General features: G+C 41.1%; 16 protein-coding genes. 8 read left to right on the top strand and 8 right to left on the bottom strand.

The window, feature by feature from the left end; genetic code table 11:
• Window positions 1–74: 74 nt before the first annotated feature.
• The 6 genes from KM934_RS11315 (at window position 75) to KM934_RS11290 (ending at window position 4,259) form a co-directional block, all read left to right on the top strand.
• Window positions 75–425: a helix-turn-helix domain-containing protein gene (locus KM934_RS11315; RefSeq protein WP_215760708.1), complete on the top strand. Its 351-nt coding sequence runs from the start codon at window positions 75–77 to the stop codon at window positions 423–425.
• A 13-nt stretch (window positions 426–438) separates the two neighbouring features.
• Window positions 439–1,206: a DUF6291 domain-containing protein gene (locus KM934_RS11310; protein ID WP_215760707.1), complete on the top strand. Its 768-nt coding sequence runs from the start codon at window positions 439–441 to the stop codon at window positions 1,204–1,206.
• The gene (locus KM934_RS11305) at window positions 1,196–1,735 is read left to right on the top strand and encodes a DUF6633 family protein (protein ID WP_215760706.1); all 540 of its coding nucleotides are present in this window, start codon (window positions 1,196–1,198) and stop codon (window positions 1,733–1,735) included. The genes KM934_RS11310 and KM934_RS11305 overlap by 11 nt, the downstream gene beginning before the upstream one ends.
• Window positions 1,736–2,057: 322 nt before the next feature.
• Window positions 2,058–2,465: a hypothetical protein gene (locus KM934_RS11300; protein WP_052484722.1), complete on the top strand. Its 408-nt coding sequence runs from the start codon at window positions 2,058–2,060 to the stop codon at window positions 2,463–2,465.
• 136 nt (window positions 2,466–2,601) lie between these two features.
• Window positions 2,602–3,702, top strand: coding sequence for a relaxase/mobilization nuclease domain-containing protein (locus KM934_RS11295; protein ID WP_215760705.1), 1,101 nt, complete (start codon window positions 2,602–2,604; stop codon window positions 3,700–3,702).
• Between the two features lie 17 nt (window positions 3,703–3,719).
• A complete protein-coding gene (locus tag KM934_RS11290) occupies window positions 3,720–4,259 on the top strand; it encodes a hypothetical protein (protein ID WP_215760704.1) in 540 nt (179 codons plus the stop codon).
• 103 nt (window positions 4,260–4,362) lie between these two features.
• Here the strand turns inward: KM934_RS11290 and KM934_RS11285 are convergent, their stop codons facing one another.
• From KM934_RS11285 to KM934_RS11255, 8 genes are all read right to left on the bottom strand, one after another.
• Window positions 4,363–4,935, bottom strand: a complete 573-nt coding sequence (locus KM934_RS11285; protein WP_215760709.1) for a metallophosphatase domain-containing protein — start codon at window positions 4,933–4,935, stop codon at window positions 4,363–4,365.
• Between the two features lie 540 nt (window positions 4,936–5,475).
• Entirely contained in the window at window positions 5,476–6,219 is a 744-nt protein-coding gene (locus tag KM934_RS11280; RefSeq protein WP_215760703.1) for a hypothetical protein, read from the bottom strand.
• Window positions 6,220–6,231: 12 nt separating this feature from the next.
• On the bottom strand, window positions 6,232–7,491 hold the full coding sequence (locus KM934_RS11275; protein WP_215760702.1) for an MBL fold metallo-hydrolase RNA specificity domain-containing protein: 1,260 nt from the start codon (window positions 7,489–7,491) through the stop codon (window positions 6,232–6,234).
• A gap of 12 nt (window positions 7,492–7,503) precedes the next feature.
• Complete coding sequence (locus KM934_RS11270; protein ID WP_215760701.1) at window positions 7,504–10,059, bottom strand: PGN_0703 family putative restriction endonuclease; 2,556 nt, start codon at window positions 10,057–10,059, stop codon at window positions 7,504–7,506.
• Window positions 10,049–10,264, bottom strand: a complete 216-nt coding sequence (locus tag KM934_RS11265; protein ID WP_156132439.1) for a hypothetical protein — start codon at window positions 10,262–10,264, stop codon at window positions 10,049–10,051. The genes KM934_RS11270 and KM934_RS11265 overlap by 11 nt, the downstream gene beginning before the upstream one ends.
• A gap of 210 nt (window positions 10,265–10,474) precedes the next feature.
• On the bottom strand, window positions 10,475–10,600 hold the full coding sequence (locus KM934_RS13260) for a hypothetical protein (protein WP_262898229.1): 126 nt from the start codon (window positions 10,598–10,600) through the stop codon (window positions 10,475–10,477).
• A gap of 11 nt (window positions 10,601–10,611) precedes the next feature.
• The gene (locus KM934_RS11260) at window positions 10,612–10,974 is read right to left on the bottom strand and encodes a sigma-70 family RNA polymerase sigma factor (RefSeq protein ID WP_197070894.1); all 363 of its coding nucleotides are present in this window, start codon (window positions 10,972–10,974) and stop codon (window positions 10,612–10,614) included.
• Between the two features lie 110 nt (window positions 10,975–11,084).
• Window positions 11,085–11,999 carry a helix-turn-helix transcriptional regulator gene (locus KM934_RS11255; protein ID WP_215760700.1) on the bottom strand — a complete coding sequence of 305 codons (915 nt, stop codon included), beginning with the start codon at window positions 11,997–11,999 and terminating at the stop codon, window positions 11,085–11,087.
• A gap of 157 nt (window positions 12,000–12,156) precedes the next feature.
• Between KM934_RS11255 and KM934_RS11250 the strand changes: the two genes are divergently transcribed.
• Together KM934_RS11250 and KM934_RS11245 are read left to right on the top strand one after the other, a co-directional pair.
• Window positions 12,157–12,660 carry a hypothetical protein gene (locus KM934_RS11250; RefSeq protein ID WP_215760699.1) on the top strand — a complete coding sequence of 168 codons (504 nt, stop codon included), beginning with the start codon at window positions 12,157–12,159 and terminating at the stop codon, window positions 12,658–12,660.
• Window positions 12,657–13,244 carry a hypothetical protein gene (locus KM934_RS11245; RefSeq protein ID WP_215760698.1) on the top strand — a complete coding sequence of 196 codons (588 nt, stop codon included), beginning with the start codon at window positions 12,657–12,659 and terminating at the stop codon, window positions 13,242–13,244. The genes KM934_RS11250 and KM934_RS11245 overlap by 4 nt, the downstream gene beginning before the upstream one ends.
• Window positions 13,245–13,410 lie beyond the last annotated feature (166 nt).

The raw sequence follows: 13,410 nt of genomic DNA, 5'->3' as shown, positions 1-13,410 counted from the left end.
TCTAATGGCGGTCATTAGAAAATGACAAGAAACTTTTTCTAATGACCGATTTGGGTTTAATGCAAAATTATAATATGAATAGTAAACCTACATTTGAGGACATGCCAATGATGATATTGGCACTCCAGCAAAAGATTGACTCTCTTGAGACAAAGATTGATAGTCTTTCCAAGCCATCTCACGAAGAATCTATATGGTTCGACGTGAAAGGTCTTCATGACTATTTGCCAAGCCATCCTTCTATTCAGACCATCTACGGTTGGTGCAGCACGGGCGTTATACCTTATCATAAACAAGGTGATAAGGGTAAACAGAACCTGTTCCTGAAGTCAGAGATTGATGAATGGATTCTGACACGAGGTCGTAAGGCTGACTATATGATAGAGGAGGAAGCACTGGCATATGTTAATAGTAAAAGAGGATAGACAAAATACGACTATGGCAGTAGAGAAAGACAAGAAAAAGATGAAGAGCATCATCTTGTACCTGGACAATATGGCTGCAATCAACTGTTTGAGCGATGCGAGTGCTGGTCGGATCTTCAAATCAATTCTGGAATATGCCAACACAGGCATATTACCAGAACTGGAAGAAGAAGGCATCAAGGCGCTCTTCATGATGTTTGCTGCACAGATAGATCGCGATACCGAAGCATACATCACAAAATGTGAGAAAAATGCAGAGAATGCCCGCAAACGCTACAAGACAAGAGCGCTAACGAACGCTTGCGATGGCAAACCACCGCAAGCAAATGGTTGCCTAAGTAAGAGTAATACCAATAGTAAGAATAACAGCAATAGTAGTGATAATCGTTCTAACGAACAAATTATCAAGGGGGACTCTGCCCCAATTGTTGTGGAAGTTGAGACAGATTATCCCTTTGAAAAGGTTTGGGCATTATATGACAAACCTGTTGGTGATCAAGTAAAACTTCGTTCCATGTGGAATGCTCTTACGGAAGAAGATCGCAAGCAATGCTACGAATACATTTGCAATTATGTACAAATAAGAACACAACAGTACAGAAAGAACTTCGAGAACTTCATCACACTAAGAACTTGGATCAATGAACCAATAAGATTAGAAGCAAATGGAACACATATCAAAGACATTACAACTTATGAAGAAAAACGGGACATTACCAATGCTGCAATCGGTGTCATGCAAAGACTCTTTGCCGAAAATCAGCCCATTAGTGAAGAATAAGATACAGATACTACAATCTAAAGATGCTACAATAGATGATTTTCTGTTGTCTCACAATCCCAGTATCCAGATGGAACTTTGCCATTCCCCTGACAAATGCTATTTCGGTGATTCGCCAACACTTTCATTGCTCAAATTAGCCTATGGAAGTAGAGCTGCAGAGCTATGGTTGGTTCCTCAACTCACGAGTGTGAGCAACTATTGCGGACTAAAAGAAAAGGTATCTGAAGAACAACTTTTTGAACTTTCCCAATTGATTGCGACCTACTATCATTGGCTGAAAACCGATGAACTGATGCTATTCTTCGCGCGTTTCAAGGCGACTCAATATGAACGTTTCTATAGTTACTTTGACCCTCAGGTTATTCTTACAAGTCTAAAACAATTTCTGGTAGAACGCAGTAGAGCATATGATAGGCGAGACCAGGAAATCAGGATGCGTGAGATGGAAGAAGACCGCAAGAACGCGATTACTTATGATGAGTATCTTAAAATGAAGGAAGAAGGCTTACTTCCTGAATGCAGTTAGGCAACCAGGATGTGTCAAAATTATGAGGCCCCAAAATAGGGCGTCATCTGACACCGATGATGCAAACAATGAGATGCTTGAAAATGGCACTCCTAAGTAAGGTCTAGACAAGCTTGAAGACGTTACCCAGATTACCTTGCGTAGTCTTGCAAAACGACCCGAAGGGCATAGTAAAAGTGTAGTCAGCTAAACAAGAAGTGTCATTGTCCGACACACCAGGGGTTCCCCCAGTGTTTCGACCTGCTGACTTCTTGCAATACTCGCAAGCTCGCATTGTCTTTCATTCCCTCTTATAAACTTAATTTAAATGATTTATACAACTATGGATTCAAATGTAAAACCAGAAGCAAAGGTTGCTAAGAAAAAGAAGAAAGTACGCAACCCACGTATCACGGTGTGCTACTCACCTGAGGATTACGCAACGATTCTTGAAGAGTCTACTAAGGCTGGAATCAAGAAGAGCCAGTATATTCATGACAAGTCGCTTGAAATAATGCTTTATCAGCTTATGAACGATGAACAGACTAAGGCTCTTATCTCTCTTGGGGATGCCCGCAGCGAGCTTGTTCATATCCACAATGCACTCGGCGGAAAGACTCAGGAGGAGCTGCTTAGCTACTTCCACGATGCAGAGTTCATGAACAACTGGATTGAGGCTACTACATATCTCATTCGTCGCTGGGGAGATATTCAGGATCATTTCAAGTATCTGCAGACTCATGGTCGCTGAATGTACACCTATCGAACATGGTGCTCGGATGACAGAGTACTGTACCAGGCACAACAGAGCAGACATAGTTTACACCAAGAACCTGTCTGAAGGTCTGCCACCCTTGGGTATGTGGAATGAGATGCAAGTCATCCAGATGAAGTATGCACCAAAGTTCCGCAAGAAGCCTGTCGACAAACCAATCTTCCGTATTGAGGTATCCCCATCCCTTGAAGAATCAAAGGACTGGACATCCGAGGACTGGAGAAGGTATGCCATCCGATTTCTTGATGAGTTGGTTAAGGCATCACAGAAGTCAGGCAAGAAAGGAAAGAAGGTACCTGCCATTGACCTGAGCCGAGCACAGTTGTTTGCGTGTGTCCATCACGATTCAAAGTCTGGCATCCCTCATCTTCATATTCTGATCAATCGCATTGACCTTGATGGCAATCTGATGACAAACCGTTTTATCGGTAATCGTTGCACTATGGCTGCCCACACCATCAATGTTGAAGAGGGTTGGGAATTGCCCGAAGACATTCACAAGGCTAATGTCAAAGAGATTACGGATGCGTGTTACAAGGTGCTTTCAGAAATGCAAGCTTACTCCTGGAACGACTATGTTGACAGAATCAAGGCTCTTGGTTATGACGTGAAGGTTCAGGAGGACAAAGACGGAGTTAAACATGGGTACACCATCATGAAGGGTAACTCTCGATACAAGTCTTCTATACTTGGTGTTGGTCGTGACCTTATGCTGAAGAATCTGAGAGGCACTTGGTTGAAATTCCACAAGGCTAATCAGGTGACGGTTGGCAGTACCGACACTGGCATGGGCATGGCAAAGCCGGTATCGAAACCTGTTGTACCAGAGCAAAGTGCAAATGTGCAAGGCGAATCAAGCCAGTCTTCAACTCAGTCGTCTGGCACCAAGGAAACACGTGCTTACGTTCTTTGGGACAACAACGGTAAGGAACAAAAGACCTATGTTTCTGACCACATCTATAATGTCATCAAGGATGCTGTTGAACCTGTCAATGATAGTACCGAGGCTCTTGAAAATTGCATCAAGACAGCCATCCTTCTGTTCGCTGGCTATGTCGATGGTGCAACCCGAATTGCAGAATCATGTGGTGGCGGTGGCAGTCCTGGCAGTGGTTGGGGACGTGACAAGAACGAGAAAGACGAAGACTGGGCTCGTCGCTGTGCCAAGAAAGCGAGCTGGCTCTGCAAACCTGTTGTTAAACTCAAACGTTAAACCTAAAATTGTAAGATATGGCTAAGGATATTACAAAACTTGTTGCCAAGATCGAGCAGAAGCAGGAAGTCAAGGAGGAGGTTACCAACTTTGACGAACAGCTTAAAACGCTTAGATTGGCGGTGACTAATCTGATTACCTGTGCTGACAATGTTAGACTTGCCAGTTTAGAGGTTCCTGTGCTTTTAGCATCTTTCAATGCAGCCAAAGATAGTATAGACAACGCTGTCGATGGTATCTGTAATGCCATTACTCGTGCTCATCAGACTCCTGTAAAGGTTGACTTTACAGACGAGAGCAAGAGCTATCTGGAGGCTGCTCACAAGAAGCTTATCGAGAATGAGAATGTGCTTTTCAAGAACCATGAGGCAAAGGTCGATAGTAACCTCAAAGCCTTGGGTTGCAAGGTGGAAAAGGCGATGAATGGCTATAGAGGCGTATTCGTTGACAAGAAGACCTTCAACATCTACTTCTGGCTATTTATAGTCATCATGGAGATTGCTTTGTGCTCTTCCATTTTGCTCATTTGCTATGCGATTAAGTTTGGTTGGCTATAAAGCATTAGTTGAGTCAGTCGTTTTTTTTGAATTACGAGACAGCCCCATCCGTGAGGACAGGGCTGCTTTATTGTACAATACAAAATATTCACCTTCGACAATTTTATATTTCAAGAATGAACACTTTTGGCTTATTCCGTATATTGTAATTGTCGTCTAACGATGTTCCATTTGAAAACACAATGCCATCATGCTTCTCTGTTCCAAAAGCATCATGGGCATGACCAAACAAATGATACCTTGGTTTAACATCTAGTACTCTGTTTCTCAAAGGTGCATTTCCCCAATGCGTACCTGACGATTCATCCAGGATCATTACAGGTGGCTCATGGGTCACAAGAACGTCTATTCCGTCTGGAATGAGTTCTTCCGAATGATTGTATGCCAACCCGAAGAATTTAATTCCCTCTATTTCACAACCTCTATCCTGGAGGAAGTGAATGTTGTCGGGAAGGTCTTCGATACCTTCTGCATCCCATAGACACAAATCATGATTTCCGGTGACGAATATCTTGTGCTTGTAAGGCAATTCTATAAACCAGTTCAAGAAGTCAAGAACCTCTTCCTCTGTGCCTTGTTCAGTGAAGTCACCACAGTGGATGACAAGATCTACTTCTGGAAGGTTGGTCAACTCATTGTGCCTATTGTGAGTATCAGAGATTTGAAGCAGTCTGATTGATTGGTCATTGACCGTTTCTTTGTAAAGAGCGTCGCCCAACGCATCTTTGAGCTGCTGATTATTGAGGTAATGGTCATAGTCTTCATCCCAATTCCTTCGGGATGTTACCGATACAACTCGGTTTTCTTTTGTCAATAAGACTGCAAAGAATGACATACCATAGTTGTCGTAAGGATAACCTTCACCAAAAGCTAACTTCCCATATTCTTCTGCATCATCACGCTTACAGAATATGAAATGACATGTTCCCTGATGGCTTTCCTCAAAGAAAACTTCCTCTGACTGAAAGATGCACCATGTCGGAGCATAACACTCATACTGTTTTGCCTTTTTATAACTGTCAATAGCAATAATCTCGTATGAGTGTTTGCCTTTGTTTGGTTTGCTGTCAATGACACCACTTATCAAATCTAACAATCTGCCCTCCGGCATATCAGCAAGCTCCGCCGGCATGTTCTCACAGACAAGAGGACTATTGTAGATATAATTTAGTATGTCTTTCTTTGTCATTGTATCTCAATATGTCTTTTTAACAGGTTATTTATTTACCATGTCGGGGAAGTTTATACCAAGAGAAACAGATAGTTTTTCCCAAGTTGTATATCCGTAAAAGCTATCTAATATAGCCTTCTTGAGAGCATGACTTTTTTCAATTGTCTCGGCATCAATTTCTTTTTCAAGATACTCCTTTACACAGTGATTCTCATACCCACAGTTTTCCTTAACAACGTAGAATGCGATAACCTTCTTTCGGCTATTGCTATGATGTAGCGCATTTTCTATATGTCTTACCATCTGGCTGCGATGTTTCAAATATGACACCTTATCCGTTGTGTCGCTTTCCGTTCTTTTTCCTTCTATCAATATGATGAATTTATCATTCTCTATATACATATCTGGTTTGGAACTTCCTTCAAAGGTGTTCCATTTGACAAACTTTGATGTTGAAGCCTTTTCTATCATGCTTTGATCAAGATTGAATAACAACTGGCGTTTATCTTTGTTTGATTTTGTGGAATTATCACGTTCTTGTACATACTTTCTAAATTCTTCATCGTTAACTATCTTTTTTATAATGGCTTTCAAATGTTCTGGAGTTGCAGGTAATGATTTTTCTCCTTGCCAGCCAGTATAATAAACATTCTTTTCCTCAAAATTCCCAAAGACTGATGATATATCTGGAGCCACAATAGATAACATCCTTTTCAGCAAATCATGATTACTCCTTATTGCATCACCAAGAGGCTTAACTCTTGTAATACTACTATTATATTTTCCCATATTTGGTATCTTTTATAATTCAGCATCTGCTTCCTTATGAATGCAGATAACTTCTTTTGGATTAACTGTTTTGATTACTTTCTCGATTGTCTGGCGGTCAGCATGACCAGAGGTGTGAATGTCTACCACGTTGGGGAACATGTCACGAAACTCCTTGTACTTTGGGTCGGCCTTTACCTGCTCAGGATCCTTGTAGTACCCATCCCATGATGAATAGATGAGGAGTGTTTCTTCCTGGGGCAGCTTGTCAAGCAATCCCTTTACACGAGCCATCTGCGATGTGCCAACCACCATGGTCATGCCTGTCTGCTTTAGCTTCTTCAGCATACGGTCTTTGTAGAACAACGGATGGAAAGAGAACAAGCCTTTTGACTGTTTTGATTCACGCTCAGTGAAGTATGCCATCGTTTTCTTCATAAACAAGGACCAGATATAAAGGGGCTTGTCTGCATGGATAGAAGCCTGCTTAATAGCAGCCAGTCTTTCTATGTCAGTGGCAGATGCTAGGACGAAGACGTACTTAAAGGCTTTCATTACATTCTGCATTTTGTACGACACAATTTGCTCATGGATGCACTTGTCGTCACGTTTCAGCATCGTACCCTCTGTAATAAGCACATCGATGTCTGTGGCATATTTCTTTAGCGTTGGTATCAAACCTTTACCCATATAGCCATGTTCGCGGTAGTCGCCCATGTGCCAGATGCGTTTGCCATCAGCTTCGATGAGGAACATGTGGGAGTCATAGATGCTATGGCAGTTGAAGAAAGGCGTAATCTTGATGTCGCCAATGCAAATGCTTACTGGGGCTTTGCGTGATGAAGTGCGCTGCCAAACCTCAATCTTATTGAGCAACTTACATTTGTTGTCAACAAATATGAGCTTGTTTAATGCGTCGCTATACTCCTGTGAGTCGCATTCTTTTTCAAGGAGTTCATTGACTTTTAAGTCTGCGCCCTCGTAAAGAACATCGTACTTTATCTCCAGTAATCCTTTGGTTCCTTCGCTCATGTACTGGGGAACATCTTCAGGAATGTATTCAAACAATCCGACGTGATCCTCATGACCGTGAGTGTAGAATACAGCTTCATGCTGCTTCTTATTCTGAGCAAATATCCGTGTCACCAACGCTTCGTCTTCTTCGGGAGTTGTTGGCTCGCCATTGCCAGGCAAGTTCTGACCGAAGTCGATAAACGCTCGCGAAGTTTCAGTTGAAATCTCCGTAATACAGCCACCAATCTGGTCAAGTCCTCTGTGAATTTTTATGTTCATATGTCTTGTAATTTAATGCTTTTCTATAGCCTTATGAAGGCGAATCATCTTGTCTTTCTGAACTTGGAGATTCACAAAGAACGGTGTTGCGATATTTGCATCTATCGCTATTTCCTTATCGTATTTATGCCATTCTACCTTCCAGCTGTGTTCACCTGTAGTTTCATCTGTTATCACTTCATTGCCTTTGACTACCGCATAGCCGTAAAGGGCAGGACCTTTTGCAAGGTAGATGACATCGCCAATCTTGACAGAACGGCAGAAATACCAATAGGCGGCATTCTTGTTGTCATGGGTGGAACCTCGTTCTTGATTATATGCCTTTTTGAACTGGTCTAACGAGTAGTATTTTTCTGTAGAAACTTGTCTTGATGCTATAGGTGCATCATTTGTGAAGCGTGCCCTCACCTTTGAGGTACTGAGCATATCGTCGAGTGAATAATCAACAAGGTTAAGAACCCATTCCTGGTTTGCACCATCCAAAACTACCTCAATAGTCTGGGACGTATTTGGATTCACATCTGCAATATTCTCTGCTGCATGTTGTTGATTATCCTTCTGGTAAGAGGTGCAGACATGCTGATTGCACTCAATTTCATCTTCATCAACTATATATCTGGCTTTGAGGTAATCAATCCAACTCTTGTGTCGCTCACCTTTATATGACAAGTCAAAGAGATTGAAGAGTTCTTCAAATGAAGTGTAATGAAATGTGCTCTTTCCCTTATCTGTCAACATGTTCATGTACTGTTCAAGGGCTCCAGGGCGACCATTGGCTGAATGAAAATGTGTGTTGCCGGAAGGATAGATGGTTACAGAATCGTATTGGCATTCATACTCCGTTCCCATGGAGATAGCGAGCATGTGGTTACGCCAGATCTGTATATATTCCCTTGTATTGAACTGCTCTGTATTTGTTTCAATGAAACAGTGACTGTCACGTGTGACAAGGGAATATGATGACTTAGGTTCATCTATCCGTTCCTGTTCCTTCTTGTGTACCTTATACCCTTCCTCGGTGTACTTTACTTCAATTCCAATGATTCCGGTATTGCCTTCCACTGTTCTGTACTGAACAAATGCGTCAAAGGCCGTGTTGTCACCAAGAGTATTCGGGTTATATTCAATCTTCCAGCCTGTTATCTCTTTTATATTGTTTCTGTTTGTCAGTTTTCTCAATACACAAATGGCAGCGTCTTTGTCCTGGAACATTGGTACAAAGATATTCCATGGTATGTTCGCGCTGCGTAGCATATCGTTCATCAAATCGTGAGATACAGGCACTTTGCCATACCTTCCAATCAAGGCATTTCGTATTTCTTTATGGAATGAAGGAACGAAGTTCATAAGCAGGGAAGCATCAGTATCTGTTAGGTGGTTGATGTCTTCAACCATCTGTCTTCTGACAAGAAAGTCTTCCTCGGTTTCATTGACAGCGCGATGAGTACGTGGATTTACACCCATGCCCAGTTTCAATACCTTTTCACGGAACCATGACTGATGTATGCGGCATTTGCGTTTGAACAACGTATCATTTCCTGTTTGTGTCCTTTCTTTAGATTGGAGGGTGGTCTTTGAATAGATTTCAGTCTTATCTGATACGTCTATGATTTCCTGCTCATAACTATCGTCATTGATTATGTCGGAAATGGTGAAGTCTGGCAAACATTTGTTAGAGAACAAGAACTTTGGAACGAATGTCTTGTCGTTGTGTATAAGAGTGAAATAGTCACCTTCTTCTTTAACCAACTTCGATATTCGCTGACAGTTCCATCTTTTGTCGCCAAAGAGATACCCACTCATCGTTTGTTTGGGTAATGACTTGCCTTCTTCTGCAGGGTTGTTGTTCAAGGTAATGAAGTAGTATTCAGGCGAATCTGATATTTTGTTCCCATCAACTTCAGCAAGTTCTTCAGGAATACTAACACCAAGCAGATCCAGCTTGCTTATCATAGATACGACTTCTTGTTTCAATTCACCAAAGCTAAACTCACAACTTGAATCCTGCACATGGAATGAATAGAAGTCTTTTACATGTGTGCGTATTCCAGAAGGTTCACCTAATGCTCCTGCACCATATTTCAGCTCTATAAGAGCAATCTTGTGGGGTTTAGATTTGCTGATGGCTATTATATCAAATCTCCAATCTTCTGCTCTTGACTTTCCTCGCAATGATTTCGTATATTCAACATCTATGCAGAACCACTCTGATGACAGACTGTTGTTGTTCTGTATGTATAGCCTTTGCTGTGCTTGCTTCTCTCTCTTCTTGCGTTCATCGCTTTTCTGCTTAATGAGAGAGAACAGTTCCACCATTTCATCATCGGTCAATGATGAATACTTTCCATTGGTATAGTATGGGTCGATTTGGGCAGTAAGATTGTATGAAGGTTCTATCTTGGCGATACAGTCGCAGTTATAATACAGACAGATATAACTATCACGCACTCCAACGATTATTTCGTCTGTATGCTCCTGATAGATAACCTTGTAGAATTTACTTGCTTTGAAACGATTTACAAACTCATCGGTTATTCCAAAACCTCTGAATGAATTTCTATCTTCCATATTCGACTTTAATTTGAGATTTTATAAAACCTTCACTTATCTTGCAGCAGAAGAATTGCTCAACGTCTTCTTTGATGTCAGCAATGACCTCATCCATGTGCTCCTCTATATTGGGGTAGCCATAGGATTCCGGGTCTTCAATTATTGACTGATAATCGTCCAATATCCACAGGCGTTGCTGATATGTTATATTACCTTTTGCCATCTTTCTATTCATCACTCCAGAGACTCCACATCATTTCACGTATATCATCTGTCCATTGCTGAGTATTCTGAAGATAAGACTTTGCCTTTTTCGCGGTCAACGGAAATTCTGATTCAGGAACCTCCAAGTAGTGCTCTATGTCTGTCAATATGAAATAGAAACTGTGCTCCATTGGCCACAAGGTGAGCATTACGTCATCTTCCAATGCTTTTACGCAATCATCCGCAGATAAGGGTAAAACATGTTGCCGACCTTACGTCTTTCCCTTTGGATTGCAAGTGCTGCTTCTCGCAACTCTTCCGGGAGTTCTCCTAAGCAGGTTTGTACTATGTTCATACTTATTGTAATTATTCGTTATCGCTGTGCTCGCTTATTGCTTGCTGAATGGCTTGCCTGATGTACCAGACAGCATAGGAGATAAACTTGAACTTCCTGCTTGGATCGAACTTCTTGCTTGCTATCTTCAGACCTTCTTTACCAGCTTCCACAAGTTCCTCCATAGTAAGACCTCTGTCCTGGTACTGCTTTGCTACGCTTACTACGAAACGGAGATTGCAGTTATATAAGTCCATTAGAGCTTCATCATCCCCTTGCTTGATTCGGTTTGCGAGTTCAACTTCTTGCTCCACTGTGAGCAAAGGTTGCTCGGTTGCCTCCTTAAGGAGTGACTCTACTGGCAGACTAACACAGTTTGTAATTTTCTTATTCATTGTACTATCGGAATTATGTGTCTCTATTATATAATACGAATGAAAAAGGGTAAAATCTGGCGTTTTGGGGGTGTTGTGTGCGTAAACTCCGCAGAATACCATCGGATTTCTTACTCTTTTTTCATATATCTGTCAAGAGAAGCACTAATTTGGGACATTATCTCTTCACGATATTCCAATGGTTCCAACACCTCGACGTTTGGTCCCATTGCAAGTATCTTTGACTTCAATTCTGGAGTCAGACAGACTCTGTAGGTGAACTCAGCGAACTCGCCGTATCGTGATTTGACCTCGCTTTGAGACTTATGAAGTGGTAGCATTCGCATGTATTCCATCTGTACGCCATACACCCTTATCTTCAGATTAACGACAGGAAGTTCTTCATTCACATAGATACCTACAACATTGTCATAGTACTTTCTTGGGATGAAGTCCTTTGGAAATTCAAACTTGTTAGTTGTCGTATGAAGGTCAAGAAATCTTTCCAATGCCAAATGCCTGATTGATTCCTTTTCTTTAATATAGCCAAGTACATACCATCTTCTGTTATATACCTTCATAGAATAAGGCTGCATTGTAAGTGTTTCTTGTTGTCCCTCATATCGTTGATAGTCAATCACAAGTTCTGTATTTGTCCTCATAGACTCAACAACGGAGTCGAAGTAACCAGTACCATGGGGTATCTCTTCCAACAAAATACGGTCACGCATCATATTGAAGGTTGAGAAGTCCTGAGGAACACTATACTTACGCAATAAAAGTTGTGCATAAGGATTTTGGATCAAGACTTCTGGATTCTTTATATAATATATGTAACCTTTGGATTTATCACATTCTATGATAACTCCAAACAATTCTTCAATACCTTTACGGTGTTCGTGGAAGGTACGTATTGGTAAACCACCCATATAGGCATATGGAGAGCCCTCCCATCTCTTAGCAATATCCTCGAAGGTGAGAGGGTATTTTGATCGCTTGATAGTGTCAAGCAGCCAAATATATCTGAGATAAGTTTTACTGATCATGATTCAGAATTTTTCTGCAAATTTATTGAAATAACGGCAAAAACAGGCAAAAATTGCCTATGTTCTGCGGAAATTTTGCAGAGAAGACTGAAAAATGACCGATTTTGAAGAAATCTCATCGTATAAAGTAATAGTAATAATCATATTTATACAAAGTATGGCAAAGAAAAAGAATCAGAAGAAAGCTGAATCATATGCAAAGAAGAGTGCAGTAGAGACACTTCGCTTCCAAACACATTGGGGGCTGAAACAACTCGGGCAGCAGGATGGCAACCTATTTCACGAACTTGTTGATGCAGAGGTCAACTTCATTGCAGAACTTGACCTTGCTCAGGATTTGCTCGCTATCAAATCACTTGTTGATGGAGTAAAGCAATCCTTTGCGGTGGTTCCAACTGCAGAGAAGGGCGATTTTACGAAAAGCCCTACAGCTGTGGCTCTTGGTATTGCACATATCAATGAAATCAACAACATTGGTATTCCTCTTTCTTGGAGTGAGATGATTGCACAAAAAATACTGACAATCTATTATCCAGAAGAATACCGGAACCAAATTGTCGATTGGGCAAAGACAAATGGCTATAACATATCAACATACCTCGGTCGCCCAATAGTAAAGTTCAGTAAGTTGTATATAATCATAGATAGAACACGCGCATGAAAAGAATGACAGAAGAAAAGGCTAAGCAAATGTTTGCCTTCATTGCTGATAAGTTTGATGCAAACAATCTTCCTCTCGATGATTCTTCAACATTTGAGTTGTTTCAACGAGCAGATACAGACGGCATCTTCATGATGGAATCCGAATGGGACAAGTACGACCTTCGACAAATTAAACCAAAGAATATGGATGAATTGACTGCAACAATCGCACTAAGCCATGGGTTGGCAGTTAATCCGTATATCTATACATACCTGAAGATTCAGAAGATACAACCATTTACATATCCAAGGTTCACAGAAATGGAGAGGGTAAAGGAAATCCTTAGTGATACACATGGAATGTTACTCTGGAAAGAACAGAAGGAAGAAATCCTTGCCTACATTGATTCACTTTCAGATGAAGAGAAAGAACGATATAGTTCGGCTATAAAGATTGTGTTACATAAGATAGAATTGCGCCAACATTCCCTCTCGAATAGAAAATTCTTTCGAAACAGAGCAATGATCTGTTACAAACTGGCATACATAAAGGCACATATGCCTGAGGATTTTGAAAGATTAAGAATGAAACTCTGTAACTAATAGGGGGCTGTTCTTAGGAGACATCAATCATCGTAAATCGCGACCCCGAATCAGGGTACTGGTTTGGAAACCTCATTGTTATTTCGACAATCTGGTTTTGAAAGTATATTAGCAATAGTTCGTTAAAATTTGAGATAAAGGCTAAGCAGTTTTACGCTGCCAGCCA

The sequence above is a fragment of the Hallella faecis genome (assembly GCF_018789675.1).
GTDB lineage: Bacteria > Bacteroidota > Bacteroidia > Bacteroidales > Bacteroidaceae > Prevotella > Prevotella faecis.
This window is presented reverse-complemented; position numbering and strand designations above follow the sequence as displayed.

Excerpts from the sequence above, each read along its gene's own strand:
- KM934_RS11270 (WP_215760701.1), bottom strand. The coding sequence starts at position 10,059 with ATGGAAGATAGAAATTCATTCAGAGGTTTTGGAATAACCGATGAGTTT.
- KM934_RS11250 (WP_215760699.1), top strand. The coding sequence starts at position 12,157 with ATGGCAAAGAAAAAGAATCAGAAGAAAGCTGAATCATATGCAAAGAAG.
- KM934_RS11265 (WP_156132439.1), bottom strand. The coding sequence starts at position 10,264 with ATGGCAAAAGGTAATATAACATATCAGCAACGCCTGTGGATATTGGAC.
- KM934_RS11310 (WP_215760707.1), top strand. The coding sequence starts at position 439 with ATGGCAGTAGAGAAAGACAAGAAAAAGATGAAGAGCATCATCTTGTAC.
- KM934_RS11260 (WP_197070894.1), bottom strand. The coding sequence starts at position 10,974 with ATGAATAAGAAAATTACAAACTGTGTTAGTCTGCCAGTAGAGTCACTC.
- KM934_RS13260 (WP_262898229.1), bottom strand. The coding sequence starts at position 10,600 with ATGAACATAGTACAAACCTGCTTAGGAGAACTCCCGGAAGAGTTGCGA.
- KM934_RS11290 (WP_215760704.1), top strand. The coding sequence starts at position 3,720 with ATGGCTAAGGATATTACAAAACTTGTTGCCAAGATCGAGCAGAAGCAG.
- KM934_RS11300 (WP_052484722.1), top strand. The coding sequence starts at position 2,058 with ATGGATTCAAATGTAAAACCAGAAGCAAAGGTTGCTAAGAAAAAGAAG.
- KM934_RS11315 (WP_215760708.1), top strand. The coding sequence starts at position 75 with ATGAATAGTAAACCTACATTTGAGGACATGCCAATGATGATATTGGCA.
- KM934_RS11275 (WP_215760702.1), bottom strand. The coding sequence starts at position 7,491 with ATGAACATAAAAATTCACAGAGGACTTGACCAGATTGGTGGCTGTATT.
- KM934_RS11280 (WP_215760703.1), bottom strand. The coding sequence starts at position 6,219 with ATGGGAAAATATAATAGTAGTATTACAAGAGTTAAGCCTCTTGGTGAT.
- KM934_RS11295 (WP_215760705.1), top strand. The coding sequence starts at position 2,602 with ATGAAGTATGCACCAAAGTTCCGCAAGAAGCCTGTCGACAAACCAATC.
- KM934_RS11255 (WP_215760700.1), bottom strand. The coding sequence starts at position 11,999 with ATGATCAGTAAAACTTATCTCAGATATATTTGGCTGCTTGACACTATC.
- KM934_RS11245 (WP_215760698.1), top strand. The coding sequence starts at position 12,657 with ATGAAAAGAATGACAGAAGAAAAGGCTAAGCAAATGTTTGCCTTCATT.